This window comes from Desulfovibrio desulfopostgatei, assembly GCF_053570645.1.
In genome coordinates, this window is sequence record NZ_JBRBQS010000002.1 from 2,170,745 (window position 1) to 2,196,382 (window position 25,638).

A 25,638-nucleotide genomic window follows, 5' to 3' on the forward strand; every position below is an offset into this window, starting at 1 on the left:
TGCCGCAGGAGGACTTAAATTCGCACCCCGATATTGTTCGGGGTATCACTCAAACAAACTGGCTTGCTTGGCCTTAGGCCTGCTCACCGTGGATACATGTTCCACATATCGCTGTGTAACGTCAAGGCGTATGGCAATCTCTCTGGCGCTGGCCCCGGCATCAAGCATTTTTATGATGTCACCTTTGCGTGGTGTACCCTTACGGTGGTTAGGCACCACAATGACCTCACCGCCATACACTGCTATCAATGCCCGTAAGGCGGGTATTCCTACGATTTTCGCCAATTCCGTGTCTGTGGATTCAATCTTGGGGACATAAATATAGACGCCCCCGCGCGTTATGCACAATGTTTTTGCCATGTCCGCGCCGATGATGTCCACAAGTTCTCCATAGCTGATCCAAACACGGGCCATTAGTATGCCCTCCGTCCCTGCCTTTTGGCGTCGCGCGTCAACGCGGCGATAACCCCGCGCAGTTGCTCCGCTGTCGCGTGTTCAAAGCAACGCGTTACGCCACCGGACTGTTTTTTTAGGACGGCCACAGCATAGCCCCAGGGCACATGCGTACCCTCGACCCGGCCCTTTTCCGTCAACTGGGCCTCAATTTTTTCCATAAGCGGCTTGCGATCCAGGGGATCATTCGCCCCCGATTGCAATGTTGCTGGTATGGCTTTTTTTCGTGTTGCCTTACGCTTTGCGCTGCCCTTCGTCGGTTTAAAACCATATCCCCGCATAACAAGCACGAGGCCTTTCAGCTCGGCCAAGTCCAGCACACCGGCGCTGCTCACATTGTAATAAGATTCAAGGAGGGTAGCATACTCGCCATCCGTCATGCCCAGTTGCGTTTTGGCAATATGCACTTTGGCCAGCAGCGCCTTGCGTTGTTCGGCGTCTTCGCTGCCGCGCTTGCGGGCTGAAGGCTTCGCCTTTTTTGGGGTAGCCGTATGCCGTTCCAGCGACCTACCCGTGCGAAAGTCTATGACTGACATAGCCGCCTCCGCAGGCCCCCAGGCTGTGCTGCTGGCGGTAGCAGCCGCACATCGGCACACCGGGCAAAAAAACGCCGACCGGCGGCACTGACCACAACGTACCATAGCCCGTCATCGGCCCTGATCGGCGTGCTGTACGTCCATCCGCTAAACTGCTTTGGTTCATCCCCCTGCCATATAGTCACACTCACACGGGCGTCGGTAGGGAGGTTGGGGCATGTGGTCTTTTGCGTTGGCGCAGCGCACATGAGATCTGCCAGCAGTACGCCTAATGACGCCCGGTCAACAAACAACGGGTTCCCGTCATGCCCATTGCGCCATATCCTGTTTACGCGCACGCGGTAGCGCCCCTCTTGCCCGCCGTAAATAGCGGCGGGTGAAAGTTGTACGCGCACGGCGCTGCCGTTAACCTTGAGCAGGCAGGATGCGGTTATTTTGCGATTATCGGACATGATAGGCCCCGTTTACGCGATGGTGATAGTGATGGATGCACCAGGCAGGCGGCGCTTCAACTCGGCGAGGACAAGTTCAAGCGGCACGGGCTGTGCTTCGCAGTCGCAGCAGTCACCATCGTCCTGACAGCTGGAGGCATCTGTGCCGCAGTCAGTATCATCAGATATATCAGCCTCACCATGGATTGCCGGAGCTAACGACTCCCTGACGAGCACAGCCCGTGGCGGGGCGATCACTTCGGGGGTGACGTTCGGCGCGGAATCGATACTCGGTGCAGAATCGACAAGCGGAGCAGCCTCCACGTGGGCCTTTTTCAGTCCCCTGGGGGCAGGCACGACATTGTCCCAGGTAATGCCACGCTCACGCATGGCCTCAAGCACCATATGATTCTTCGACCCCGGCATGGGCTCACGTTTACTGGCCTTGGCCGTGTATATATATGCGGGTGCAAATCCCAGCTCTGCGGCCAGTTGCGGCACCGTGTAGGTCTTTGCCTCCATGACGTTCTCCTTTTTTGACGTAATATGTTCCTGAACGGCACCGCCTAAGGTTTGCGGGTCAAATTCTGGTGCCTTCGCTACAGTGGCCATAAGCTGCCGACCGTATGGACACTGCTGACACAGCAGTATTTCCCGCCTATCAGTAATCTGCGGGATACGTTCCCAGCAGGTATATCTGGGCGCTTTGGGGGTACGGGCGGGGCAGGTCATGGCTATTTTTGTCCTCACATGCTCTCATGCTCAAGAAGCTTTCCATCAGCATTCCACCGCATGCGCAGATCCAATCGTTCTGCCTCGTAGGCACGGCATACAGGCCATGTGTAGGTGTCCATGCAGCTCAGGGCATTGCGCTGGCCAAGGCAAAAAAAGACAAAGCGCCGTGCCAGTGGAATTTCAAGGAAGCGTAGGGCCGTCCCGCGCATAACCATACCCGCCATAGTTTTACTGTATTTCATGCCGCTCTCCCTTGGCTGCATCATCAGGCCGGAGCCGCCACGCTCCGACGACCGCCCCGCAGGGCGGTTTCGCAAATTAATAAGCTTCCATGCCATGCCAGAACCGCAGAGCCATAGCCGCAGTGCTGACTGCTTTCTTGTTCATCCGGTCATAGGGATCTCCGGCCACGCTATTGCCAAACTTGTAGTCGTTGCATGCCTGTGTCAGTTTGCCCGCCTCCTCATTGAGAATAGAGGCCGCGTGTACGGCGTCATCAGGCCAACCCTTGTGCTTTTCTTCAGCGCGGCTCATCTCTTCAAGCACTGCGCCAAAAAAGTCTTTCTGTTCCTCGCTCATGCCGTCAAAAAGTTCCTTTTGTGTCCTGGTCATAATGTATCTCCTGGTGGTTAAACTTACGGCTGCATCATCAGGCCGGGGCCGCCACGCCCCGACGACCGCCCCGCAGGGCGGTTTCGCATTAGTTGAAGGATTCCCGGAAATCTTTGGTCAAAGTTACGGCCAGCACCCTCTTGGCCGGGATGTCCACCGCCTCGCCGGTGCGGGGGTTACGGCCCTTGCGGGCGGCACGCTTCTTGATCACCAGTTTGCCCACACCAGGCAGGGGTATCTCGCCGCCGCCAAGCAGTTCTGCGGCAGCGATGTCCCCAAAGCGTTCAAGGTATTCCTGGGCCTGGTTGGCGGGCAGTTGGGTGGCTTCCTGAAACGTCTTCACAAGTTCGGCTCTGGTCATAGCTTTATCTCCGTGTGGTCGGTTTATGTTTAATGGGTAGTCTGGCTGGCCCGTTCTGCGCGGCAATCGGGGCAGTCGCACTGGGCACGCTTGGCGGTCACGCGGCCTGCCGTTTTCAAGGCCTCAAGGCACAGTGTAGACATGGCGGTATTCGAGATTTTGCCAAAGACACTGCCACCATGCATGGTGCCGTCATCAGTGGTGGATACAAATACAATTGCGAACCCTTTTGAGTCGTTCAGCCCTGTACGCAGATTTTCAAGGCTACTCTCAATCGCTGTGGCGATATCCGTTATTCCCGTAGACTCCTTCTGCATGGTATCTTCCTTCATAAGCCCTCCAAGGCTACAGCGTTGCTATATCAAGCGGGATAAGGATGTATTTGCCGTTTTCATCACGGCGGTAGAACCGCACATACTGGCAGGTGCCAACAACCTTGATGGACTCACTTATGGCAGTCATCGCGGTTTTCCAGCGCGCATCTTCAATCTTGAGGTTGCGCAACCCCAAGATAGCCCCAGTGTTCAGCTTGCCCTTTTTGTCCACGCGGAAGGCATGATCCACCAGTGTACGGACATTGGCATTGCCGCCTTGGGTCCAATCCCGAAGACATTCGTCAATCAATGCCTTTGCAGCTTGCAAACCTTCATCAAACGTGAGGTGGTCGGAGAACTGCCGTTCAATACGAAACTGACCGCTGAAGGTGTCCAGCGTGACATTTCCCTTTTTGCCGCCGAGCTTAACGCCATAGCGTTCTGCCGAAAGCTCAACGAAGCTGTCGATGTCTCCCATTGCAGTACGTTTGAATATGGCGAGCCTGTCACTGAGATCCAATGCCGTGACAGCCAGTTCATTCACGAGATCCGTCCGTGCCAGATCAATATCCTTGACGTTTTCCTTGGCGATCAGGTTGCCGCAGGCATCACGCATGTAGTCGTCGGTGTTGATGGTCGCTGCCTGGCTCATGGCTTACGCACCCTCCTTGGCGGCCTTGCCACTTTTTTTGTTGCTGGTTGCGGCCTCGCCCTGGGTTTCCAGTGCCTCGGCCTCGTTTGCCAACGCCGCCAGTTCGTCACGCACCGCAGACAGTTTGCGCCAATCATCGGGGTTGACGCGCCCGGCCATTTCACCCAGGGCAATGCCCACGGAACGTATTTTTTCATGCAGCATGGGTGTCCTCCTCCTGCTGGTTTTGGTTGCAAGGGGTAAAGTGGGCTTCCAGGCACTCCACATCCTCAGAGATCGCGCGGAGGTTGCGCACAGACATTGCCAGCAGTTGCTGGTCGGATGTTGTTCCGGCGCATATATTGTCCAGCTTATCCGCTACACGGCTGATATGTTTATGCAGCATGCTCGTGCTCCTTTGCCGCCCAGTGGCGGCAGCCTCCCCGGCAGGCACGGTAAACGGCAACGGCCAGGGGGTTGATACTTGTAAACGGTTTCTGTTGTTCGCAGTGGCACTGCTCGGCGCTGATAAGGCCCAACACCGGACAGGATATAATGGGCGTCATGAGCATTTCACGCACGCGCGCCTCGGCTTTGGCGTATGAGGCGTGGTGCCGCTTGCGGATAACCAGGCTCACCAGCGCCGGGGACATCTTGATTTTTCTGGCGGTCTGGTTAAGCCCGCCAGTGTCGCAGGCTTCGGCCAAACGCTGCACCCAATCAGGCACTTCGCCCCAGGCGTCACGGGCTTTGTCTGCATTGGTGGGTTTGGCTACGGCAGTCATGATGCGGCCCCGTTTACATCGGCGGCGTCCAGGGCTTCCTGAATTTCATCGCCAACAACGATTTTCCCCAGGTTGCAGTCGTACAGTTGCTTGACGCGCAGGATTTGCGGGGCCTTTGCCCCGGAGTCGTACACAAACCGATACCGGACAACATCGTTGCCAGACCGCGTCATACTGATCAGATACTTTCCACGCGCCAGCCACTGGCAGTATACGGCTGCGGCACTGGAGGCTATGGCGTCATCTGGCAAAGAGGCATGCACCACCAGATCCTGCACGCTGAACGTGCGCAGCACCTTCATGGCCCGCCACATGCGTTCCTGGGCGGTATCCGGCAGCATGGAGCCGTCCTTGCGCACGCGAGGGGCATCCACGCCCAGGTCGCGCAGCAGAGTGTAGGTCGCCGCCGCAAAGCGTGCTGGCTTGTCCTTGCCCAAAATGCCCGCCCGCACCAGGCTGCCCAGGTAATCGTCCATGCGGTACGCATGACGGTCTACGCCTGCTGCATGTGCCAAATCTGACACACTAAAGGTGTGCAGCTCGCGCATGGCTGCCCACAGTTTTTCCCGCGTGGTGAGCACGCCCACAAGAGCGAGGCGAGGTTTTGCCGTTTTGCGGGTTGCCATAGCTAACGGCCTTCCCTCACCGGAGCCTCGCCGGTGTACAGGGGGCGTTTGCCCCATGTGGCCAGGTCCATGGACTTTTTGCCAAGCTCAAGACCCGCCTGCTGCACGCGTTCAAGGTTGACGCAGATGCGCCGGGCCACGCCCTTGCTTTGCGCGTGGATATGTTCCAGCAGATCATCACCCACGCTCACCTTGGCGCAGTAGAGGTCACGCAGGGCGCGGGCATCATCAAGGTCGGCATATTGCGCGGGCACCCATTCCAGCACACGGTTGTGGATGCGCTCCCAGCGGGCAAGGTTTGAGGGCAGATGCTCCTCGCCGATCAGCAGGATGGCTGCGCCGCTGCCCTCGTAAATATCGCGCACCACTTCGATAATGCCCTTGGCAACCAGATGGTCGCATTCGTCCACAATGAGCGGGCGGCGGCTGGCCGCAAGCTGCGCCGTAACCTGTTCTTCCATTTCATAGATGGTCTTGGCCGGGTCCACTCCCATGCTCTTGAGGATGGACTGATACACGGCCTTGCGCGTCCAGCTTGATTTGGCCTGCACATAGTAGGCTCGCAGTTGAACGGTGGCGATGGTCGCCGCTGTGCTCTTGCCCAGACCTGAGGGGCCGTACAGCACCACAATGCCAGGCAGATGCGAAGGGCGGTTGATGGCCCCAGTAAGCGCGCCAAAGGTAAGCCCAACGTTGGCAAGCGGTGCCTTGCCGGGCAGGTTGACGGTTGCGGTTGCTTCCTGCATAATTTCCTCACTTGGTTCTTTGGGGCGTGTTCGGTGGTACGGTGCGCCCCGTTTTTATTGCTATCCGTTGGCGGCAATGGGCTGCATCTGCTCAAGCATGGCAAAGCCCGTATAAGTATTGCTGCCTGCGAAAATTTTCGCCCATTCGGCTTGCTCCTGGGGCACAGTGTCCCCACGTTCCAGTGCTGCCTGTAAACGGCGGCACAGTTTGTATTGGGCCTTGGGGCTTTCAGGCAGCCAGCGCTCTTCCTGGGCGCTTTGCTGCGCCACTGCCAGGGCACGGGCGGCCGCCACTTCGGCCTCGTGTGCGCGTGGGGGCACACCTTCGCGCAGGCGCGCTGCGCGTGCTGCACTGTCCAGCATGGGCGTGGTGTGCGTGGTTTCCGTGTGCGCGGCAGGCGCGGCTGCGGCTTCGATTTCTGCGGCGCGGGCCTTATGCATGTCCATGATGCGCTGCCCGGCATTGGCGGCGTCCACATTGCGGGCCGCTGCGCGCATTTCCTTGGCTGCGGCGCTGACGGCGGATTTTTGCGTGCGCCGCTTGGCCAGGGCCATCTCGCGCCGTTTGTCGCTCTCCAGCCCGTGCATAAGCACCGCCTCGCAAATGTATTTTCCGCGCTCGTCAAATATGTAGGCGTGCTCGGCATCCGCCGTGTTCACGCGCACTTGCACCTGCTGGCCAACGTAGGGGCCAAGGGCCGCGTTGTCATAGTGCCCGTTCGCGGCGCGGATGCCTTTTTTGCCCACCGGACGCCAGCCGCCCTTGGTGGCCAGCGGCGTCAGCAGCACGTCCAGGGCGCGCACGTCTTCGATGCGGGCAATCTCCCCGGTGTATTCCTGCCGCATCTGCCAGGGCGTTTTACCTTTCAGCCCGCTGTGGGCGCGGTGCGCGTAAACGCTCTTGCACCAGTCGTCGCAAAATTCCTGCAAGGCTTCGGGGCTTATGGCCATGCTAAGTTCCTGCGTCTCTTTGCGGTCCATCAGGCGCTTGGCAAACGTTTCCCGCTCGCGGATTTCTTGCCGGGTTGCCACGTTATGGCCCACATAGCAGGGGCACAGGGTCAGCAAATGGTGCGAAAAGCTGCGGAACACGCGTTCAATGGCAGGTTTGAGGTCTGGCCGAAACGGCGGCAGGATGGTGGGCATAATGCCAAGATCCAAAAACAGCCCTTGCGCCTCAGTGCCCACAAATTCCTTGCCGTTGTCTGTAACAACTTCCTCGGCTATGCCCCAATCCAGCAAGGCACGGCGTGTGAGGTTGTTTACAGTCTGTCCCGTGGAGGTCTCCGCCACTTCCAGCAGCAACTCCCGGCTGTAAACATTAATCACACCCACAATGGCGTAGCGTTTACCGTCGTTCAGCATGATGTCCGAGGGCGTGCCGTCATACTCCCACCGCTGGTTGTACCGGGTGATCAACTCGTACATGCTGCCGCAGGCCGCCATAAACTGGCCGCGCCATCTATCCGGCGCACGCATATACAGGGCAAGCTGCGGGTTCTGTTCCTTCCAGGCTGCAAGCCAGGCCTGCATGCGGCGCAATGAGGGCACACGGATGCCGGACTGCTCTCTGGCCAGGCGTTCTATATCTTCGCGAATCAGTTCGGCGCTGATGGTGGGATATTCGGCGATCATCCCCAGTACAAGCTCACGCACTTGTGGCTGGCTGTCTATGATGCCAGCGCCCTTGCGATGCTGCCCGAAGTTTCCCGCCAGCGAGGCCATTCCTTGATTTTGGGCACGGCGTTCCCAGTTGATGAGGCTATTGCGGCAGAGGCTTGGCAGGGCCGCGCGCACGTCTGGCTCCACGGCTATTTCGCCCGCGTTATAGCGCACCACAAACTCGTCCAGGGCGCGGGTGCGGGCCATCTTACTGGCGGCTGTAAACACGCGTGCGGCCAGCACTACGGCGGCGCGCGCATGGGCGCGGGTTTTGGCTGCGCCTTGCAGGGTGAGAGGAGATGCAGGAGACGCAGGGGTTGCTGGGGCGTTTACGGTGCTGCAAGCATCTGGGCAGGCGCGCGCCGCTATGGCAAGGCGGGTGCGCTCAGGCATGGACGCCACGATCCATAAAGGACCACCAAGTTTTTTGGCGCGCTCAATACATTCCCAGCACTCAAAACGGGAGCGGACAAGGACGCTCTTTGGCGCGATGCCGAGCAGTTCCGCCAAGGCTTTTGTGGTGTATGCGTCCTTCATCCTTGTCTCCAACTTTCCAAAAAATGTTTCCCCGGCCTTATGCCGCGTCCGGGGTGGCCGCGTCCCCCCATCTCAGGGTAAGGGGATTCGCCGTTGCACTGGCCGTTGCGATGCAGGAAGCTACGGAGAGCGTCCGCATCGCGCGCCTTGCCTGGCCTATGTCTAAAGTCAGGGTCTACACGGGCGCGGTAGTGTGAGGGCTCTGGCTCGCGTGGGGCGCTGTCCCTCTTCAATTGTTCCGGCTCCTCTGCTATGCTGATGGATACCACTCACTTCAACCAACAACAGGAGCCGGAAATGCCTAGAAAGCCTGCCCAAAAAAATGATCCCGATAGCGCGTCTAAAAATTTGCAATACATGGGAGAACAACTGCTTGATATTACAATCGGGAAAGTAACTGTTGCCCTCTTGAAAGCTGGTAAACCCGTAACGCCGGAAACCCTCGCCGAAGCCCTACATGGGCAGAATGAAATGGCTAAGGATTTTTATATTCCTGCCCATGAGTTCTTGGCTTCGCTTCAAAAGCCATCATAAGATAAACAGCGGCCATCATTTGTTGCTCGTGTGTTTGGAGACGATCAACAATCAGGTGCAAGCATTCGCGGGGGGCAGTTTGGAACCGGTCACTTGCAACCATATCCAGCCCAATACTTTGCCCCCCTCTTTTTACGCTCAGAGATTGGAGCTCCTTTCCCGACAAATCCCACAATGCATTTGCTGCCGCGAGGTCGTTGGCTTCTGCATCCATTACGCTGCCTCCTCTCCGCACTTGCGCGGATCGCACAAAAACCGCTCAGCCAAGCCCCGATCCCGAAACCAGTTCAACACGCGGGGGCTGTGCAGACTGCCGTTTATGGTGCGGTTAATTGTTACCGGGCTAACCCCCAGCTCTTCGGCCAGAGTCGTGCTGTCATAACCGCACTCGTCCAGCTTCTCGCGAAAGCGGTAGCGGTGCGTGCAGCGTCGTGCGCCCAGTACGGCGCGTTGGCTCGGGGTCATGGCCATTACAAATCCTCCTCAATTCTCTTCAGGCGCTTTCGGCTGGCCTTGGCGTCTCGCACTGCTTTGCCGTAATCACGTAAACGGCGGTCTTCGTCCGTCATCAGGTCCACGCCCAGGCAATGCGCCATAACACGCAGGGGTTCGTTGTTGCCAGTTGCCTGGCAGTATGCCAGCAACGCATGGATGGACGGTGGGTGGCTGTCGTCAGATGGCGAAAGCCACTTATTCAAAGTTTCTTCGCTGACAGCCCGCACATTGCCGCTTGTCAGTTTGATGCCGCTGGACCGTGCTATAGCGTTCAGTTTGTCAGGCAATGCCTTGCGCCCCTCTCCCTCAGACGCAGCCGACCGCATGGCGGCCCGTATGGCAGCCATTACGCCAGAAAGGCGTGTCGTTTCGTCAAAGAGGGATATCTGCCGCTGCATGTCTTCCACCTGTCCAAACTTTGTCCGGTACTGGACGTTGACCCTAGTCAAGGCGGGCTGTTATGTTGTTTACAGAATGTTTAGAAATAACCGCTCGCAAAATAGTTTTTACGCGAAATGAGCTTAAAGTCAAGCGAATTTCGGGTAAAAATAAATGTCACGCATCACCAGCATAACTATCTGGTTTTTATGACTTTCATAATTTTGCAGCGTAATAATAACCGTAATAATAACGGCAGGATAATATTACGCTATGGAAACCCTCGGTGGCAGGCTCAAAATTCTTCGAGGAAGCATATCTCAGGCCGCGCTCGCGGATCGCTTAGGCATACCGCAAACAACGTGGAGCAATTATGAAAAAGATAAAAACAAACCGGATTTCGCGTTAATTGATCAGCTTTGTATTGAATTTAAGGTTAGTGCAGATTGGCTTCTCTTTGGGCGTGAATCAGCACCAGAGAACTTTGAAAATAGCTCGTTGGTAACATCTCCGCACGAAGAAAAACGCATTGAGGCTTTAGAAAATGAAAGGCGTGAACTCAGCACTGAGAACCGACAGCTTTACCGTGAAAAAACTGAATTGCTTAAAGAAATAGCTGATCTGCGCGAACGAGTTGCGCGTCTAGAAGAACAGGCCAAAACCTCGAATAATGACTTAAAACAGGGATTTACAAACCCCACTGTGCCCGCCTCTGTGCCATCTGTCCGTTCAATCGCCCATACCAGTGATTAGACCTAAAATAGCCCTGCATGTGTCACTTCTGGCACATGCAGGGCTATTAGAATTTGGTGCATTTCTTTTTATTTCAGTGGCATTCCAATGTTTAGACCTAGTGGCGCGAGCACTTCAGCGTACTCGCGCAACACGGTCTCGCCAACGCCTTTAACCTTCAACAATTCATAGGGTTGACTCCGCACTAAGTCGCCGATGGTGCGTATCCCAGCGTGCAAAAGGCCCGTCCGCGCCCTGGTGGTGAGGTCAAGCGTGTCGGCATCTCGTGACAGCACTTCGGCGCTGATCGCGCCCGTAGTGGCTGCGCAATGGCCTGTTGGCAAGCGCTCTATGCCCACCACCTCGGCATCGAGTAAGCACGACGTAAAAGCCACTTCGCAATCGTCCCAATCATAGCCAGTAACACGGCCCTCGGCGTCGTAAACGGCCTTGCGCAGAACTAGACGTACCTTGTAGCTTTGCTCGTTGCTTCCGCTCATGTGCAGCCCCTTTGTCGTTCCGTAAACGGTATAGGGCACACTGCCAAAAAACAAGCCTCGCTTGTGCCGCTTTTGGCACTTGCGAGGCTTACGTCATATGGTCAAAATTAACTGTCATTGTTAGCCGTGTGTTACGAGTTAACCGTCACGTGCTATTCTGACATTGACCGCGTTCCGGCCCTTTCCTATACTCTCCAAATCAACGGCCCATGCGGCTTTCCCGTCCCTCTATATCCTTCTATGTTCCGGTATATTCCGGCTCTTGTTTCTCCAAGTCTATCTGTCGCTTAACAATGGACGAGCTGTCAACTGAACGGCTTTAGCCTTTAGCACTGAACTGTTATGGTCCCCCAACCGTCACCAAAACAAAAAGCCCTTACAGTGATTAACTGTAAGGGCTTGCATTTTCTGGTGCGCCCGAAGAGATTCAAACTCCTGCCTACAGGTTCGTAGCCAGCCAAAGCATAAATTGGCGCACCCTACGAAAACGCCAAAATCAATGGCAACAAGCTGCAAAAATTAATTTTTCCCACCTGTAGTTGTATCAACTTGCATCAATTTTATTCAACTTAAATCAAATTCTGGGGCTAAAGAGTGGCTAAAATGACCTTGCCCCACTTTATGGATTTTGCTTGGCAGGAACCGTCTCGTCCATTGCCAAGAAGGTCAAGACAATCTGGGTGAAGGCGGATGGGGCTTCATATTGCAAATGGTGCGATCCACCTTTGAACTGAACTAACCAAGCTCCAGGTATCAAACTGGCAAGAATTTTCGAGCTCTTCGTTCCCACAACAGTATCCGCCGTTCCAACCAGCAGCATGACTGGATTTTTAATCAGCGACATTTTTTCCAAAGGAGTCTTCCACGCAATGGCTGCCTGAAGCTGTTTCTTTATCGTAGGATTGTCAGGTAAAGCCATGTGCTTTAAAGCTGTGGCAACGGCTTTTCCATCGATTGAAGTGGCATGGATTATGGCTTTATTGAAGCGCTCGGAATAGTAAAGAAGTAAATTCTGCGTGGTCACACTAGACTGAGAATATCCAAGTACATTTGTTTTTTTGACTTCAAGTGAATCCATCAGGCCAATAACGTCTTGGGCAAAGAGACGATAAGTAAATTGTTGACCATTATCCGTAGTATACCCCATTCCCCTGTTGTCCATGAGGATCAGTTGATATTTTTTTGATGCTTCTTCGATAAATTCTGGTTCCCACCTCTCCATGGTTGCCCCTAGTCCTGTAATCAACAGCAGCGGCTCGCCTGTACCTATCAACTTATATCCTATTTTGATCCCGTTAGCGTTTATCTGATAGATGTCATGTCCCTTGGCATCTACAGCAATTTTTTCACCAACCGGCACAATATCTTTGGCCAAAGTGATAGAAGTGTGTATCCACCCCAAGATGACCAGCAAGCATGAAACGAAAAGGGTGATGCCTGTGAGTTTTGAACGATGGATCATAGTTATACCATCCGGTGTAATAGGTAGACTCTGAGGTGGTCCGGTTTTTGGACAGGTTGGCGACGTTGTTAAGCTCTAGCCCGGTTTGTCTTATGCCGCCTTTAGGGTTGGATTCTTTCATAGTATACTTCAATTAGCCGACGGCCGTCAAAAGCTGTATGCGGGAGCTACTCGTTATAGAACTGAAACCAGTCTCTAAGTATTTTAGGGGCTTGCCTGCCTGTTTGACCTTACCCCACTGCGTATACCACTTGTAAGTTAGTGATTCTCAATGGGTTGCAGGTTATAATTCTTTGCCCGAAATTCTTCCGGTGTCAGCCAGCCTAAGGAACTGTGCGGTCGCCGCTGGTTTGTATCCTGCCGCAGGCTTCGACTGTTCTGCGGGCATTGTGCAGGGACAGAAACACGTTCTGATTTAAGCACTCATCTCGGAATTTTCTGTTAAAGCTTTCAATGTGTCCATTATCTGTGGGTTTCCCTGGACGAGTGAACTCTATCTGCACGCCGTGTTCAAAAGCCCATGTATCCAGGGCATTACCGCTAACTTCTGGCCCGTTATCAACCTTGATACGTTGCGGCAGCCGACCTTGAAGGCGTAGTCTTTCAAGAATTCTCACTACCCGCACTCCAGGCAATTCATATCCACTTCGAGCGCGGGGCTTGAACGATCCCATAGATCGGCAATTGTCAAAATCCGGATGCGCCGCCCACCCATAAGGGAATCGCTCACAAAATCCATCGCCCATTGTTCATCCGGGCCAGCAGGGCCAGCCTGGACAATACGGGCATGGCTTGGACGCTTCACGCGTTTGCGGATACGCAACGAAAGGTTTTCTTCCTGGTAAATCCTTTCTGTCCGCTTGTGGTTCTGCACCAGCCCTTCCCGGCGCAATAACTCATGCAGGGGCGGAGAACCGAAACGCCGCCGATCTTCCTGCCAGTTCCAGCATCCGAGTCCGCAAAAGAAGATCACGGTCTTCAGATGGTGATCGCCTGGCTGAACTGCGGTTAAACTGAATCACTCGGCAAGCCCGCTGCTCGGAGTAGCCATGCGCAGCCTGAATGTGATGCACGGCATCCCTGTTGGCTGCGGACTTCAAAAATTTTTTGAGATCACGTCCTTCAGGACGACAATATCAAGTGCCTGCTCGCCTACAAGTCTTTTCAGCCGTGCGTTTTCTTTTTCTAACTGGCGTAATCGCTTTGCGTCAGAGATGTTCATTCCTCCGAACTTGCTGCGCCACTTGTAAAAGGTCGCATCCGAGATGCCATGCTGACGGCATAGATCGACAACGCGAACTCCAGCCTCGGCTTGCCGCAAGATTCCAATAATCTGTTCTTCGGTGAATCTGCTACGTTTCATTCTTGTGCTCCTCTGTCAGGAACACTAACTTTTCAATGGCATACTTTTCGGGGGGAGGGTCAATCGTCACTCACCTACAGGGCTCAGGCCTGTCACCACCATTTGTGGCTAAAATGTGGTCAAAAGTGAGCAAGACGCAAAAAAGCCCTTACGGTGATTTACCGTAAGGGCTTGAATTTACTGGTGCGCCCGAAGAGATTCGAACTCCTGACCTACAGGTTCGTAGCCTGTTGCTCTATCCAGCTGAGCTACGAGCGCGTTCAACGAAGAGGAAACTAACGCAAGTCACAGTCGCCGTCAAGCTTTTTTTCAAAATATTTTTTGAAAAGCCTGTGAACTTGTTAAAAATTATTATCTGCAACTTCCCGTAAGGGAATGTGCTTGCCCCTTGGGCAAGCACGCCTCAAACCAATAAAAAAACTACTGGGCGCTGATGCCGTTAACGGCATGAGCCAGACGCGAAATCTTGCGTGCGGCCTTCTTCCAGTGCAGGGCACCCTTACCGGCAGCCTTGGCGAGCACGGAAGTGGCGCTGGACAGAGCTTCGCTGGCCTGGCCCTGTTCGTTGTTCTGGATGGCGGCGCGAACCTGCTTGATGGCATTCTTCACGCGGGTACGGGCGGCGCGATTGCGGCCTGCCCGCTGCAAGCTCTGCTTGTGACGCTTGAGGGCTGACTTATGGTTGGCCACTTTGAATCCTCCACATATGTTGGGCTTGCCCGCGCAAGCCATGAAAACAAAAGTTAGCGCGTTGTCGCGAAGAAGGGTTCTTACCACTGGCACGATTAGCTGTCAAGCAATCGTGTCTTTTTATCTAATATTTTCTTGTTTGAGGGAGAGGGGAACCGTCAAAAGCTCCCCTCTCCCCCGGTAAAACCATTGAACAACCTACATCTGCAAGGCCGAAAAATCGGCCAGACGCGCAAACCGCGAGCCAAGGCCGCGCAGCATGCTCAACCTGTTGCGGCGCATATCCGCATCATCGCACATAACCATCACACCAGCAAAAAAGGCGTCCACAGCGGGGCGCACCGCGCTCAGGCAGGCCAGTGCCGCGGCATGATCGTGAGCGGCCCACAGGGCATCAAGGCGGGGCAGCATTTCTTCCAGCGTGGATGCCAGCGCCTTTTCCGCGTCTTCACGCAGCAAGGCAGGATCCCAGTGGTCAGAAAGTTCCTCGGCCTGACCCTGCTTGCGCAGGATATTGGCAACGCGCTTGAAGGTCTGCACCGCAGGTTCGTAGTCCGCCGTCTGACTAAAGGCCGCCAGCGCAGCAAGACGAGCGCCGCAGTCCTTCACGTCTTCTGCGCCCGCGCCAAGGGCCGCATCCACCAGCAGCGTGTCCTGTCCCTGACTCATGAAATAGTTGCGCAAACGCGCCGCAAAAAATTCCATGAGCTTGTCCAGGGCATCGTGCGGGGCAAGCTTCCACTGGCGATCGCCATAAAGCTGTTGCGCCTTGGCAAAGAACTGCCGCACGTCAACCGCAAGACCGAAATCAAGCATGATGCGGATGATGCCCAGCGCACAGCGCCGCAGGCCGTTGGGGTCGGCAGCGCCAGTGGGGATCATGCCGAGGCCGAAGCAACCCGCGAGGGTGTCGGCCTTGTCCGCCATAGAGAGCAGCGCGCCAGCAAGGCTCTTGGGCAGCGGAGAATCCGGCCCGGCGGGCAGATACTGTTCGCCCAGAGCTTCGGCCACGGCCTTGCTCTCGCCTTTGCGGCCTGCATAGATGCCGCCCATGATACCCTGAAGGGTATCAAACTCGCCCACAAGGCCGCTCACCAGATCCGCCTTTGAAAGGCGTCCGGCGCGCGCGGCATCGTCAGCAAGCTCGGGCGCGCAACTTTCGGCAAGCCAGCGGCACAGAGCTTCAAGCCTGCGGGTTTTGTCGCCCATGCTGCCAAGCCCGCCGATAAAGATGACCGTATCCAGCTTTTGCAGCCAGTGATCAAAGGTATCGCGCAGGTCGGCCTGCCAAAAAAAGCGGGCGTCTTCAAGCCGGGCACGCAGCACGCGTTCCCAGCCGCGCTTGACCACGCCCATGTCCTCAGGGGTGAGGTTCAGCACGGTGAGAAAATGCGGCAGCAGTTCGCCGTTGGCCCCTTCGATGCCAAAGCTCTTCTGGTGGCTTTCCATGCTGGTAAGCAGCACTTCGCGCGGCACCTCAAGATAGGCGGGATCAAAATCGGCCAGCAGCGGCACCGGGTGCTCGGCAAGGCCCTGCACTTCGTCCAGCAGACTGTCTTTCCACAGCACCTTGCCGCCAGCGGCAGCCGCCTGGGCATTGCCGCCATCAATAATGACATTGCGGCGTTGGGCAGGATCAATGGTGATGGCGCAGGGTCCGGCGAGGGTGGCCATAAATTCATTGGCATGCGCCACAGCAAAGGGGCCAGCGCCGTGGATGCGGTGCCCGCAGGTCTCACGACCAGACGTCATGGGGCCAACGGTAAAGGGCACCACGGCATCATCAAGCAACGCCAGTATCCAGCGCAACGGACGGGCATAGGCCAGCGAATATGCGCCCCAGCGCATGCGTTTCTGGAACGAAAGCGCGGTAATCACCGAGGGGCAGATATCAGCAAGCAAGTCGGCTGCGGGCGCGCCGCCGGTGCGTTTGCGCACGGCCACGTATTCGCCCTTGTCCGTTTCCACACGAAAAACGTCTTCAAGAGCGCAGGCATTGGTGCGCACAAAACCCTCAAGGGCCTTGGTGGGTTTGCCTTCGGCGTCATAGGCCACGCGCACGGGCGGGCCGGAGACCACCTCTTCCCTCTCCACCTGCACAGGGTTGAGATTTTCAACAATCACCACCGCGCGCCGGGGCGTGCTCATGACGCGCAGCGCGCCGTATTCAAGCCCGGCCTCGTCCAGAGCGCCGCTAAAACGGGAGGCCAGCTCCCCTTCTTCGGGGGCCAGAAAACGGGAAGGCAACTCTTCGCTGCCGATTTCAAGCACAAAGGTCGCCACGGCTTACCTCTCATCCTTTTTGAGCATGGGATAGCCCAGTTCTTCACGCTGGGCTGCATACAGTCGCGCCACTCCAGCCGCCAGGGCGCGCACCCTGCCGATGTAGCCGGTGCGTTCCGTGATGGAGATGGCTCCTCTGGCGTCCAGAAGGTTGAATGTATGCGAGCACTTGAGGCAGTAATCATAGGCAGGCCAGGGCAATCCCAGCTCCAGCAGGGCTTTGCACTGCCCTTCAAAATCGCTGAAATGCCGCAACAGCATTTCAGGATTGCTGGCCTCAAAGTTGTGGCGTGACTGCTCCACTTCATTCTGGTGGTAGATGTGACCGTAGGTGACGTTTTTGTTCCAGGCCAGATCATACACGGATTCAACGCCCTGCAAGTACATGGTAAGGCGCTCAAGGCCGTAGGTCAGTTCCACGCTGATGGGCGAAAGGTCAATGCCGCCCACCTGCTGAAAATAGGTGAACTGGCTCACTTCCATACCATTGAGCCACACTTCCCAGCCAAGGCCCCAGGCGCCCAGGGTGGGGGATTCCCAGTCGTCTTCCACAAAACGGATGTCGTGCTGCGCGGGATTGATGCCCAGCGCCTTGAGGCTTTGCAGATACAGATCCTGCACGTTGTCCGGCGAGGGCTTCATGATCACCTGAAACTGGAAATACCGTTGCAGGCGGTTGGGATTTTCGCCGTAGCGGCCGTCCGTAGGACGGCGGGAGGGTTCCACATAGGCCACGCTCCACGGTTCCGGCCCAATAACCCTCAAAAACGTGTTGGGGTTGAACGTACCGGCACCGCATTCCACACCCGAAGGCTGTTCGATGACGCAACCCTGGTTGGCCCAGTAGTTCTGCAAAGTTAAAATGACATCCTGAAAATACATGCGCTGTCCTTTGTTCGTAGCCTTTTTCAGACGCATACGCGCGGCTGTTCAATAATCGCCGCCCCAAACCATCCCAAACCGAATCGAAAATTTCGGTGCAAACACGGTCACACGTGGCGAAAGTAGCCCCCTTCCCACGAGAGACCCAGGTGATATTGCACAAAACCGTCAATAACCTTGGCGCAGGCGCGCCGATCTGCCGCAGGCAGTTCTTCCGCATGCCAGCCGGAGGGAAATTCTTGCTGCACATGACGCAAAAGGTCAAGCCCGGACGCGCCCAGTTCCACGCCATACCTCGCTGGCCCTGCTGTCGCGCGGCACGAGGGGCAGCGCAACTGGGCCTCGTCAACCACAAATTGCGCGGGGCCGGTTATGGTTGCGCCGCAGGTGCCGCATCGGCCCAGATCGGGCGCAAAACCCAAAACGCCAGCAAACCGCAGGCGGAAAAACTGGGGCAGCAGCGAAGGCACGTTTTCCGCTTCTTCAAGCGTCTTGCGCAAATCTTCAACCAGCAGAAAGGCCTCGTCCGCGCCTTCGTCGTTAACGCCAAGCGCTTCCACAAACCGCAGGCAGTTGGCCGCCAGCCCCATGCGCCGCCAGTTTCCGCGCAAGCTTTGCGGCCCACCCAGCAGCACGGCTTCCTCAAGATTGAGAAAGCTGCCGCGCCCCGAGGCTTTTACCCTGCAATGCAGGCTGTTGAGTACATCCAGGCAGCCGCAAAAACGACGCCTGCTGCGGCTGCCGCCAAAGGCGAACAGCGTCAGCAGGCCGTGTTTGCGACAAAGCATTTTCAGCCACAGATCTGCCTCGCGAAAGTGCCCGATTCGCAGCACAAGCGCGTGATCTGCCCATTCGGTCATGGCCTGTCCGCAGGGGGAAACACCAGATTGCGCACCTGGCCGCTCTGCCCCGCCGGAGGCAGTTCTTCACCGTCATACCGCAGGCGCACGCCGCCAGCGTTGCCGAGCTTCAATTCCAGGCTCTTACTGAACGTAAGGGCAAAGGTATCGCCCTTATGCAGCGAAAACTGGCGGGTGTCGGTCTTGTCGGCGCTGGAATGTACCCAGCATTCTTCTGTGGCGGTAATGATAAGCTTGTGAGCGCCTACTGGCACATCGCTGCCCTGCGAAGCGGCAGAAGACGCAGCGGCGGAGGCCGCCGGAGTCGCCGGAGCCGTTGAAACAGGCGTCCCCGCAGCGGGCACATTTGCGGCCGTGCCGCGCACCGGAGGCAAACCAGGGGCAGCAGGCTGGGCAGCCTGACCTGTCGGCTGAACCGAAGCCTGTGCAGAAGTTTGACCAGAGCTTTGGCCAGGCGTTTGGGCCGGAGCCTGTCCCTGTGCAGGAGCAACAGAGCCTTGCGGCTGGCTGGCAACCGCCGGAGCTTGGGCCGGGGCAGACGTCTGGGCCGGGGCCTGCCCCTGAACGGGAGCAGCCGGGGCAGAAGGCCGACTGGCCAGATTGCCGGGGTCAACAGACTCGGCGCTCTGCAAGGGGGCGGGCTGCGCCAGACGGCGCGTCTGCCGACTCAAAAAATCAAACACGCCCTGCTGCCAGGCAACCAGCACCACAGCAACCACGCACACCATAAAAAGCCCGGCCAAAATGGGCTTGAGGTTACGCCGCGGGGTGAGAACCATTTCGGGCTCATAAACATTTTGCGGTGCAACAGGCTCGGAAGCGGCTTCAAGCGCGCCAAGCGCCTCGCTGACTTCCTCAGCCGAAAGGCCAACATAGGACGCGTATGAACGGATGAACCCCTTGGTGTACGCCAGTGGGGGCAAGGACGTCTCGTCCCCTTCCTCCAAAGCGCGCAGAAGACGGGCGCTGATTTTCAGCCTGTTTGCCGCATCTTCCATGTCCAGACCCCGCTTTTCGCGCTCAACGCGCAAAGCAGCGCCCAATTCCACTAAGGTCATGAAAAGCCTCGATAATGGTCTTGCCGCCCCGCGGGGGCGGCGGTTGCCAGCAAAAAGCCGGAACCACCCGTGGCGGCCCCGCTACATTCTGATATCAATAACGGCCCGGCTGCGAAGCTGGTTGGTGTAGTCCTCAAAACGCTCCATAGCCTTGGGCTGGCGCAGGATGCCGTCGATCATCGGCTTGGCCTGCTCAAAGGTGAGCATCTTGATTTCGCCGCCGCCAGGACGGTACAGGCGCACCTGCGCCTTGCGGCCCTGAAGCTCGAAAATATCCGTTACATCGCCGGGTTTCATGCTGGTGAGGCGGGCCTCCCACTCGGGGTTGAGCTTGTCCCACTCCACTGCGCCCATGTCGCCGCCGTTTTCCTTGTTGGGAGCGATGGAATACTTGCGCACCACTTCCTCAAACGAAACCGCGCCAGACTTGATCTGCGCAGCCAAAGCCGCAGCGTTGGCATTGGGATGATACACCAGAAGGGCCATGTGCAGGCCTGAGCGGTCGTACATGGTGTCCTTGTGCGCATCATAGTAGGCCTTGATTTCATCCGGGGTCACAACAACCCGGCGGCCCACTTCCATTGCCATAACACGCTGACGAATCAAGCCTTTTTCAATATTTCCACGCAGTTCGCTGACACTGGTCTTTTGCTGGGCCAGGCGTTCTTCAAACTGCTTCTTGGTGAGGTTGTTCCCCTTCATGATCTTGGTGATTTCGCTGTCAATTTCAGAAGAAGAAATGGAAACCTTGAGACGCTTGGCTTCCTGCGCGACCAGGATGTCCATGATCATGCCGTCCAGCGCCTTGCGCAGCACGGCGTCCACGGCCTTGGCCTGGGCGGGATCGTTGGGATTGATACGCGCCCGCATAAGATCAGGAACAGCGTTTTTCTGCAGATCGAACATGGTGATAACCTGACCGTTCACCACGGCCGCCACCTTGTTGATCTGTGCGGCCTGAGCGCCAAAAGCGGTCATAAAACAGATAACCAGCGCCAAAATAAGCGTTTTTCTCACGTTAAACTCCCTGCTTGCGCGCAAAAATTCCGCGCTTTATCTGTAAAATTATATCCCAATCCAGCGCAACATGCAATGCAACTGCCGCAAGTGCAGCCATCAGGCAGCCAGCAGCCGGGGCGTGTTGCATGCAAATCCTCAACGCCGCCGCGCGGAGCCGCCGTTGTCGCGCTTGCGCTGCTGGTCGCCCGAGGCTTTTGAAGCAGGGGCCGCTTCGGGATTATGCCCCTGATTTTCCAATGCTCCATTGGCCTTGGGATCGTGGGAACCTTCAAGCACATCGCCCTCGTAAACATCATCCTTGCCTGGGGGCGGCGCCTTAATGTCCTCCGCAGCGCCAGAAACATCCGGCACGGCCGGGGCATCGCTGCTCTGCCCGCCAGAGTGAGCCGCCGGGGGCGCTAGCAGATCGGGGACAAGCTCCTTGCCCACCATGATGACGGAATCGGCCAGAGCCTTTTCAAGCCAGCGCTCAAAAGCCTCGGACATCTTCTGCTCCCGCAGGATGCCTTCCACCAGCGGATAGGCCTCCGCCAGACTGATGTGCGCTGGCGGGCGGCTCTCAATCAGGCCAAGGCTGCGCCACAGGCCTTCCTCCAGCCGTGCGGGCGCGCACTGGCCCGGCTTCAGACCGGCAGCGGCCTTGCGCCATCCCTGGGGCAGATCGGTTGGCCGCACATTCTGGCACTGGAGCTGCACTTTGCCGCGCGCTTCATTTATGCCACCGGGAAACACAGCGCAAAAGCCTTCCACGTCCTTGCGCGATTCGCCAGAAATCAGGCACACGCGCAGGGTTTCCGGCATCTGAAAATCGTCTTCGTGGGTCTGGTAGTAGTCGCGCAGTTCGGGCAGAGAAACACGGATGCCCGCTGCAAGAACCCGCTTTTCAAATGTGAGCATGGAAAGATGGTCAAGCAGCAAAGCCCGCCATTCTGAAGAGTCAATTGATTCTTCGGCCAGATATTTTTCCAGCCCGTCAGCGCCGCCGTAATCATTCCTTACTTCTGCCACGGCTGTTTCCAGCATGGCAGGGCTGACCGACATCTGGAGCCGCTGCAAATCCTGCCGCACCAGAGCGTAAATGATCAGTGTGCCCAGCCCTTCGCCGTATTCGCGCCGCATATTTTCCAGTGAAGGAGTGCGCATGGCCCCAAGGGAGGGAGAACGGCTGTCGAGCAGGGTCTGCAATCTGCGCAGGCTGATGGGCTCGCCGTTGACGGTAGCCACCACGCCGTCGGGGAGGCGGGTTTCAAAACAGGCCGCCAGCAACAGGCAAAAACAACAGGCCAGCGCCACGCCTAGTGGGCGGGCCAGCCGGGCAGACCGAGCGCCGATCTGGAAAAAACGCGCCAAAGCTATGAGGGGCTGCATGAATCCGTCCACCATTTTTCCCATATATTCAGACCAGTTTTATGACCTGAAAAACAGACACAGCCGCAAACCAGCACCTATGCCCCGGCTTTAACACGGATACCCTCAAGGGCGGTACGCAACCTGTCCAGCCCCTCGGGGAACGAAACACCAGACGGCATCGGCAGGTGCAGCCCCGCAGGCGGCAGCATGCGCGCGTCCTTCATGGAAGCCGTAAGGGCTACAATGCGCTCGGGCTGCACGGCGGTCTGCCCGTCCGGCCAGACAAGCCGCACATGGTTGATGTGCACATCGGCCTTTTGCACCTGCAACTCGGTGAGGAACTGCTTGAAGTCCAGCACGGCAAGAAAATTGCGCAGTTCTTCGGGGAAGGGGCCAAACCTGTCGCGTATGCCGAGGGCCGCTTCTTCACGCGCAGCGCCGCCAGTGGCGGATGTGAGCGTTTTGTAGCAGCGCAGTCTTTCGCGCCCGTCCTCAATGTACGATGCGGGAATATGCGCAGGCAAGCCCAAAGTAAGTTCCGTTTCCACGGTCTGCGCCTCTGGCGTGCCCTTGAGGCGGCCAACGGCCTCCTCAAGCATTTCAAGGTACAGGTCAAGGCCCACGCGGCACATGTGGCCCGACTGCACTTCGCCGAGGATATTGCCCGCGCCGCGCAGGCGCAGGTCTTCCATGGCGACCTGAAAACCGGCCCCCAGGTAATCCATATCCATGATGATGCGCAGGCGTTCCTCCGCAATGGAGGTAAGGCGCTCCGCATCCGGCACCACAAAAAAGGCGTAGGCCTGCCTGTCGCTGCGGCCCACGCGGCCCCGCAGCTGGTAGAGCTGCCCAAGGCCGAACATCTGGGCCTGATCCACCACCAGTGTATTGGCGCGGGGAAAATCCAGCCCGGATTCAACAATGGAGGTGCATACCAGCACATCAAGCTCGCCATGCCAGAATTTGTGCATGGTATCTTCAAGCTCGGTTTCAGACATCTGCCCGTGCGCCATGCCCACCCGGGCCTTGGGCACAAGGGTGCGCACGTATTCGGCCACCCGCTCCAGCCCCTGCACGCGGTTGTAAACCCAGAACACCTGCCCTTCGCGCTCAATCTCCCGCTCAAGCACCTTGCGCAGCACGGAATCATCCCGCCGCAGCACGGCCGAAGCCACAGGCTTGCGATCCTGCGGCGCGGTTTCAATGATGGAAAGCTCACGTATGCCGGACATGGAAAGCTGCAAAGTGCGCGGAATGGGCGTGGCCGTCAGGGTGAGCACATCCACGTTCTTTTTGAGGGCCTTGAGTTTTTCCTTGTGGCGCACGCCAAAACGCTGTTCTTCGTCCAGAATCAGCAAGGCAAGATTGGGCAGTTTGACGTCGCTTGAAAGCACGCGGTGGGTGCCGATGAGAATGTCCACCTGCCCGGTGGCGGCAGCCTTGAGCACTTCCTTTTGCCTTGGGCGCGTCACAAAACGGCTGAGCAGCCCCACATTGACGGGAAAGCCCGCCAGACGCGCGCGAAAGGTCTGATAATGCTGTTCGGCAAGCACCGTGGTGGGGCAAAGCAGCACCACCTGCCGCCCCTCGGAAGCGGCGCGAAAGGCTGCGCGCAGGGCAACTTCCGTCTTGCCGAAGCCCACGTCGCCGCACACGAGCCTGTCCATGGGCTGGGATTTGTCCATGTCGTCCAGCACGTCCTGAATGGCCTTGGCCTGATCGGGCGTTTCCTCAAAACCAAAGGTCGCCTCAAATTCGTGGTACAGCTCGCCCGGAGGGTCATAGCGGAAGCCCTTGGTCACCTTGCGGTAGGCATACATTTCCACAAGGTCGGCGGCGATCTTTTCAATAGCCTTGCGGGCCTTCTCCTTGCCCGAAGTCCAGCCCGTGCCGCCCAGCCGGTCCAGCGCGGGCTCTACGCCTTCCGAACCCTTGAACCGCTGGATAAGCCCCATGCGGTCGGCAGGCACATAGAGCTTGTCGCGCCCGGAGTATTCGATGAGCAGAAAATCGTTGGCAACGGCGTTGACGTCCATGTGATGCAGACCGGCAAAACGGCCAATGCCGTAATCGCGGTGCACCAGCAGATCGCCAGCCTTGAGATCGTCAAAGGAATCCAGCCCCTTGAAGACGCGCGAAGAAACGCGGGGTGTTTTTTCCGCCTTGGGGTAAAGGATATCCTCGCCCAGAACCAGGGAGTTGTCCCACGCCAGATCCGCGCCCTGACGGAAGGGCGAAACAAGAGCGAAAAGGCCGCGCTGATCGGGCGCGTAACGCTGCGCAGGAAGGATGCCGTCCTGCTCTGCCAGTTTCAGAAACTTGGCTCGGCTGCGGCCAGATGAAAAGCTCAGCACCACCTGTCTGCGCGCGCCCTGCCACTCTTTGAGAGCGGCGGCCAGATGCTGCCAGGGGCGATCCTGCGCGCCAGCAAGAGGAAAAAGATCGCTGAAGGAATGCAGGGTTCTTTCCGCAAAATCCAGACCGCGTTCTTCCACGCCCATGACCAGAGGTTCGGCGTACACGCGCTGAAAGGTGTTCCACGGCGCGGGCTGCGAGCTTTTGCGCAGGGCCAGCGCCGCTGGTTGGGGCAGGGGCGCGTCCTCGGCCTCCAGCCGTTCCTTGAGTGCAAGGCGGCCATCCCGCAGGGCCTCGCCGCTGTCGGCCTCGCCGGGCAGCAGCCACAGGCAGTCCTGCGGCAGCCAGTCTTCCAGCAGGCTGGGAGCTTCCACGGCGCAACCGGGCAGTAGGCCCACGCCGCCAGCATCCAGTGATTTTTTAAAGGAATAACAGTCGTTTTCGCCAATGCGGCCTTCGGCAAACATGCGGTCAAAGCGCTTGCGAGTAGCCTCTGTCTCGCGCGCATCAAAGGCCAGCGGGCTAACAGGCAGAAGGGTCAGTTCATCGCAGCCCTGCAAGGAGCGTTGGGTCTCCGCGTCAAAAAAGCGCATTTCCTCCAGCGTGTCGCCAAAAAATTCCAGCCTTACAGGTCGGGCATAGCCAGAGGGGTACAGATCAAGGATGTCGCCGCGCCGGGCCATTTCGCCGGGGCGCGTGACCATGGCAACGCGCTCGTACCCCCACTCCACCGCCTGCTCCAGCAGCAGCTCGGGGGCGTAATCGCTGCCCTTGCCAAGCTCCAGCGTGCGCGTGTGGAAAAAATTGACCGGCATGTAGCGCAGCAGCAGGCTTTCAACACTGACCACCAGCACACGCGGCTTGCCAAGGGTGAGGGAATACAGCGCGGCAAGCCGGGCAGCCCATGAGGGTTTGTCCTGCCATTGGCTCAGGGCAGGCAGCCCCAGGCAGGGCCACTGCCACGCAGGGCGCACAACTGCCGGATCCGCCAGAGAAATTTCGGGAGAAAAAAGGGCCGCAAGGGAGCGGGCCGCGTGAAATTCTTCGCGGGTGCGGGCCACAAGGGCCACGCTGCGCCCTTTGTCCAGAGCCTCGCAGGCAAGGCGGCAGCGCGTGACCATGCCGCTACGTTCCAGATATATCTGCCTGTCGTTGCTTGAGAGCAATGCGCCAAAAGTGTCCATGAACCTGTGGGGGGTTATATAACAGCACAAGGGGCAGCCTGCGCCGCCCCGACGATAAACCGG

The 25,638-nt window shown here is 57.5% G+C and carries 29 protein-coding genes, 2 tRNA genes, 2 other RNA genes and 1 pseudogene; 2 read left to right on the plus strand and 32 right to left on the minus strand.

Features of this window, described 5'->3' with window-relative positions; all coding sequences use genetic code 11:
* Positions 1 to 45: 45 nt before the first annotated feature.
* From ACUZ9Q_RS09585 to ACUZ9Q_RS09665, 17 genes are all read right to left on the minus strand, one after another.
* A complete protein-coding gene (locus tag ACUZ9Q_RS09585) occupies positions 46 to 414 on the minus strand; it encodes an RNA helicase (RefSeq protein ID WP_296936975.1) in 369 nt (122 codons plus the stop codon).
* The gene (locus ACUZ9Q_RS09590) at positions 414 to 989 is read right to left on the minus strand and encodes a phage protein GemA/Gp16 family protein (RefSeq protein WP_449247787.1); all 576 of its coding nucleotides are present in this window, start codon (positions 987 to 989) and stop codon (positions 414 to 416) included. The genes ACUZ9Q_RS09585 and ACUZ9Q_RS09590 overlap by 1 nt, the downstream gene beginning before the upstream one ends.
* On the minus strand, positions 977 to 1,441 hold the full coding sequence (locus tag ACUZ9Q_RS09595; RefSeq protein WP_449247788.1) for a hypothetical protein: 465 nt from the start codon (positions 1,439 to 1,441) through the stop codon (positions 977 to 979). The genes ACUZ9Q_RS09590 and ACUZ9Q_RS09595 overlap by 13 nt, the downstream gene beginning before the upstream one ends.
* A gap of 12 nt (positions 1,442 to 1,453) precedes the next feature.
* Entirely contained in the window at positions 1,454 to 1,942 is a 489-nt protein-coding gene (locus tag ACUZ9Q_RS09600) for a hypothetical protein (RefSeq protein WP_449247789.1), read from the minus strand.
* A gap of 224 nt (positions 1,943 to 2,166) precedes the next feature.
* Positions 2,167 to 2,397, minus strand: a complete 231-nt coding sequence (locus tag ACUZ9Q_RS09605; RefSeq protein ID WP_449247790.1) for a hypothetical protein — start codon at positions 2,395 to 2,397, stop codon at positions 2,167 to 2,169.
* A 9-nt stretch (positions 2,398 to 2,406) separates the two neighbouring features.
* An RNA gene (locus ACUZ9Q_RS09610) (hammerhead ribozyme type II) lies at positions 2,407 to 2,472 on the minus strand.
* A gap of 1 nt (position 2,473) precedes the next feature.
* Positions 2,474 to 2,767, minus strand: coding sequence for a hypothetical protein (locus tag ACUZ9Q_RS09615; RefSeq protein WP_449247791.1), 294 nt, complete (start codon positions 2,765 to 2,767; stop codon positions 2,474 to 2,476).
* Positions 2,768 to 2,790: 23 nt separating this feature from the next.
* An RNA gene (locus tag ACUZ9Q_RS09620) (hammerhead ribozyme type II) lies at positions 2,791 to 2,856 on the minus strand.
* Positions 2,856 to 3,128 (minus strand): HU family DNA-binding protein, encoded by a 273-nt coding sequence (locus ACUZ9Q_RS09625; protein WP_296936968.1) that lies wholly within the window; start codon positions 3,126 to 3,128, stop codon positions 2,856 to 2,858. Before ACUZ9Q_RS09625 ends, ACUZ9Q_RS09620 begins: the two co-directional genes overlap by 1 nt.
* 29 nt (positions 3,129 to 3,157) lie before the next feature.
* Entirely contained in the window at positions 3,158 to 3,460 is a 303-nt protein-coding gene (locus ACUZ9Q_RS09630; protein WP_449247792.1) for a hypothetical protein, read from the minus strand.
* 13 nt (positions 3,461 to 3,473) lie between these two features.
* The gene (locus ACUZ9Q_RS09635) at positions 3,474 to 4,094 is read right to left on the minus strand and encodes a DUF3164 family protein (protein WP_296936964.1); all 621 of its coding nucleotides are present in this window, start codon (positions 4,092 to 4,094) and stop codon (positions 3,474 to 3,476) included.
* A 3-nt stretch (positions 4,095 to 4,097) separates the two neighbouring features.
* Positions 4,098 to 4,298 carry a hypothetical protein gene (locus ACUZ9Q_RS09640; protein ID WP_296936963.1) on the minus strand — a complete coding sequence of 67 codons (201 nt, stop codon included), beginning with the start codon at positions 4,296 to 4,298 and terminating at the stop codon, positions 4,098 to 4,100.
* Positions 4,288 to 4,479 (minus strand): hypothetical protein, encoded by a 192-nt coding sequence (locus ACUZ9Q_RS09645; RefSeq protein WP_449247793.1) that lies wholly within the window; start codon positions 4,477 to 4,479, stop codon positions 4,288 to 4,290. Before ACUZ9Q_RS09645 ends, ACUZ9Q_RS09640 begins: the two co-directional genes overlap by 11 nt.
* Positions 4,469 to 4,858 (minus strand): hypothetical protein, encoded by a 390-nt coding sequence (locus ACUZ9Q_RS09650; protein ID WP_449247794.1) that lies wholly within the window; start codon positions 4,856 to 4,858, stop codon positions 4,469 to 4,471. Before ACUZ9Q_RS09650 ends, ACUZ9Q_RS09645 begins: the two co-directional genes overlap by 11 nt.
* Positions 4,855 to 5,484 carry a hypothetical protein gene (locus ACUZ9Q_RS09655; RefSeq protein ID WP_449247795.1) on the minus strand — a complete coding sequence of 210 codons (630 nt, stop codon included), beginning with the start codon at positions 5,482 to 5,484 and terminating at the stop codon, positions 4,855 to 4,857. The genes ACUZ9Q_RS09650 and ACUZ9Q_RS09655 overlap by 4 nt, the downstream gene beginning before the upstream one ends.
* A 2-nt stretch (positions 5,485 to 5,486) precedes the next feature.
* Positions 5,487 to 6,230 carry an AAA family ATPase gene (locus ACUZ9Q_RS09660; RefSeq protein WP_449247796.1) on the minus strand — a complete coding sequence of 248 codons (744 nt, stop codon included), beginning with the start codon at positions 6,228 to 6,230 and terminating at the stop codon, positions 5,487 to 5,489.
* 60 nt (positions 6,231 to 6,290) lie between these two features.
* Positions 6,291 to 8,429 (minus strand): transposase, encoded by a 2,139-nt coding sequence (locus ACUZ9Q_RS09665; RefSeq protein ID WP_449247797.1) that lies wholly within the window; start codon positions 8,427 to 8,429, stop codon positions 6,291 to 6,293.
* 252 nt (positions 8,430 to 8,681) lie between these two features.
* Here ACUZ9Q_RS09665 and ACUZ9Q_RS09670 point away from each other — a divergent pair, with 252 nt between their 5' ends.
* On the plus strand, positions 8,682 to 8,963 hold the full coding sequence (locus tag ACUZ9Q_RS09670; RefSeq protein WP_296936953.1) for a hypothetical protein: 282 nt from the start codon (positions 8,682 to 8,684) through the stop codon (positions 8,961 to 8,963).
* 213 nt (positions 8,964 to 9,176) lie between these two features.
* Here ACUZ9Q_RS09670 and ACUZ9Q_RS09675 read toward each other — a convergent pair whose 3' ends face one another.
* Together ACUZ9Q_RS09675 and ACUZ9Q_RS09680 are read right to left on the minus strand one after the other, a co-directional pair.
* Positions 9,177 to 9,428: a hypothetical protein gene (locus ACUZ9Q_RS09675; protein WP_449247798.1), complete on the minus strand. Its 252-nt coding sequence runs from the start codon at positions 9,426 to 9,428 to the stop codon at positions 9,177 to 9,179.
* Positions 9,429 to 9,433: 5 nt separating this feature from the next.
* A complete protein-coding gene (locus ACUZ9Q_RS09680) occupies positions 9,434 to 9,856 on the minus strand; it encodes a hypothetical protein (protein WP_449247799.1) in 423 nt (140 codons plus the stop codon).
* Positions 9,857 to 10,109: 253 nt separating this feature from the next.
* On the opposite strand from ACUZ9Q_RS09680, the gene ACUZ9Q_RS09685 reads away from it, so the two are divergent.
* Positions 10,110 to 10,589: a helix-turn-helix domain-containing protein gene (locus tag ACUZ9Q_RS09685; RefSeq protein ID WP_449247800.1), complete on the plus strand. Its 480-nt coding sequence runs from the start codon at positions 10,110 to 10,112 to the stop codon at positions 10,587 to 10,589.
* A gap of 68 nt (positions 10,590 to 10,657) precedes the next feature.
* On the opposite strand, the gene ACUZ9Q_RS09690 is transcribed toward ACUZ9Q_RS09685, so the two are convergent.
* The 13 genes and pseudogenes from ACUZ9Q_RS09690 to mfd form a co-directional block, all read right to left on the minus strand.
* Positions 10,658 to 11,068, minus strand: a complete 411-nt coding sequence (locus tag ACUZ9Q_RS09690; RefSeq protein ID WP_449247801.1) for a DNA-directed RNA polymerase subunit alpha C-terminal domain-containing protein — start codon at positions 11,066 to 11,068, stop codon at positions 10,658 to 10,660.
* A gap of 409 nt (positions 11,069 to 11,477) precedes the next feature.
* Positions 11,478 to 11,559, minus strand: a tRNA-Ser gene (locus ACUZ9Q_RS09695).
* A gap of 128 nt (positions 11,560 to 11,687) precedes the next feature.
* A complete protein-coding gene (locus ACUZ9Q_RS09700; RefSeq protein WP_192113007.1) occupies positions 11,688 to 12,530 on the minus strand; it encodes an alpha/beta fold hydrolase in 843 nt (280 codons plus the stop codon).
* A gap of 258 nt (positions 12,531 to 12,788) precedes the next feature.
* Positions 12,789 to 13,893 (minus strand): annotated as a pseudogene (locus ACUZ9Q_RS09705) (IS3 family transposase).
* Positions 13,894 to 14,074: 181 nt separating this feature from the next.
* Positions 14,075 to 14,151 (minus strand) — tRNA-Arg (locus tag ACUZ9Q_RS09710).
* A gap of 162 nt (positions 14,152 to 14,313) precedes the next feature.
* Positions 14,314 to 14,583 carry a 30S ribosomal protein S20 gene (gene rpsT, locus ACUZ9Q_RS09715; RefSeq protein ID WP_192113003.1) on the minus strand — a complete coding sequence of 90 codons (270 nt, stop codon included), beginning with the start codon at positions 14,581 to 14,583 and terminating at the stop codon, positions 14,314 to 14,316.
* Between the two features lie 198 nt (positions 14,584 to 14,781).
* Complete coding sequence (glyS, locus tag ACUZ9Q_RS09720) at positions 14,782 to 16,866, minus strand: glycine--tRNA ligase subunit beta (RefSeq protein WP_449247802.1); 2,085 nt, start codon at positions 16,864 to 16,866, stop codon at positions 14,782 to 14,784.
* A 3-nt stretch (positions 16,867 to 16,869) separates the two neighbouring features.
* Positions 16,870 to 17,748: a glycine--tRNA ligase subunit alpha gene (gene glyQ, locus ACUZ9Q_RS09725; RefSeq protein ID WP_291444827.1), complete on the minus strand. Its 879-nt coding sequence runs from the start codon at positions 17,746 to 17,748 to the stop codon at positions 16,870 to 16,872.
* 107 nt (positions 17,749 to 17,855) lie between these two features.
* Positions 17,856 to 18,608, minus strand: a complete 753-nt coding sequence (gene recO / locus ACUZ9Q_RS09730; protein WP_192113000.1) for a DNA repair protein RecO — start codon at positions 18,606 to 18,608, stop codon at positions 17,856 to 17,858.
* Positions 18,605 to 19,666 (minus strand): helix-turn-helix domain-containing protein, encoded by a 1,062-nt coding sequence (locus tag ACUZ9Q_RS09735; protein ID WP_297892569.1) that lies wholly within the window; start codon positions 19,664 to 19,666, stop codon positions 18,605 to 18,607. The genes recO and ACUZ9Q_RS09735 overlap by 4 nt, the downstream gene beginning before the upstream one ends.
* An 81-nt stretch (positions 19,667 to 19,747) precedes the next feature.
* On the minus strand, positions 19,748 to 20,707 hold the full coding sequence (locus tag ACUZ9Q_RS09740; protein WP_192112998.1) for a SurA N-terminal domain-containing protein: 960 nt from the start codon (positions 20,705 to 20,707) through the stop codon (positions 19,748 to 19,750).
* 114 nt (positions 20,708 to 20,821) lie between these two features.
* A complete protein-coding gene (locus ACUZ9Q_RS09745) occupies positions 20,822 to 22,054 on the minus strand; it encodes a peptidylprolyl isomerase (protein WP_297892566.1) in 1,233 nt (410 codons plus the stop codon).
* A gap of 77 nt (positions 22,055 to 22,131) precedes the next feature.
* Positions 22,132 to 25,575 carry a transcription-repair coupling factor gene (gene mfd / locus ACUZ9Q_RS09750; RefSeq protein WP_215647803.1) on the minus strand — a complete coding sequence of 1,148 codons (3,444 nt, stop codon included), beginning with the start codon at positions 25,573 to 25,575 and terminating at the stop codon, positions 22,132 to 22,134.
* Positions 25,576 to 25,638 lie beyond the last annotated feature (63 nt).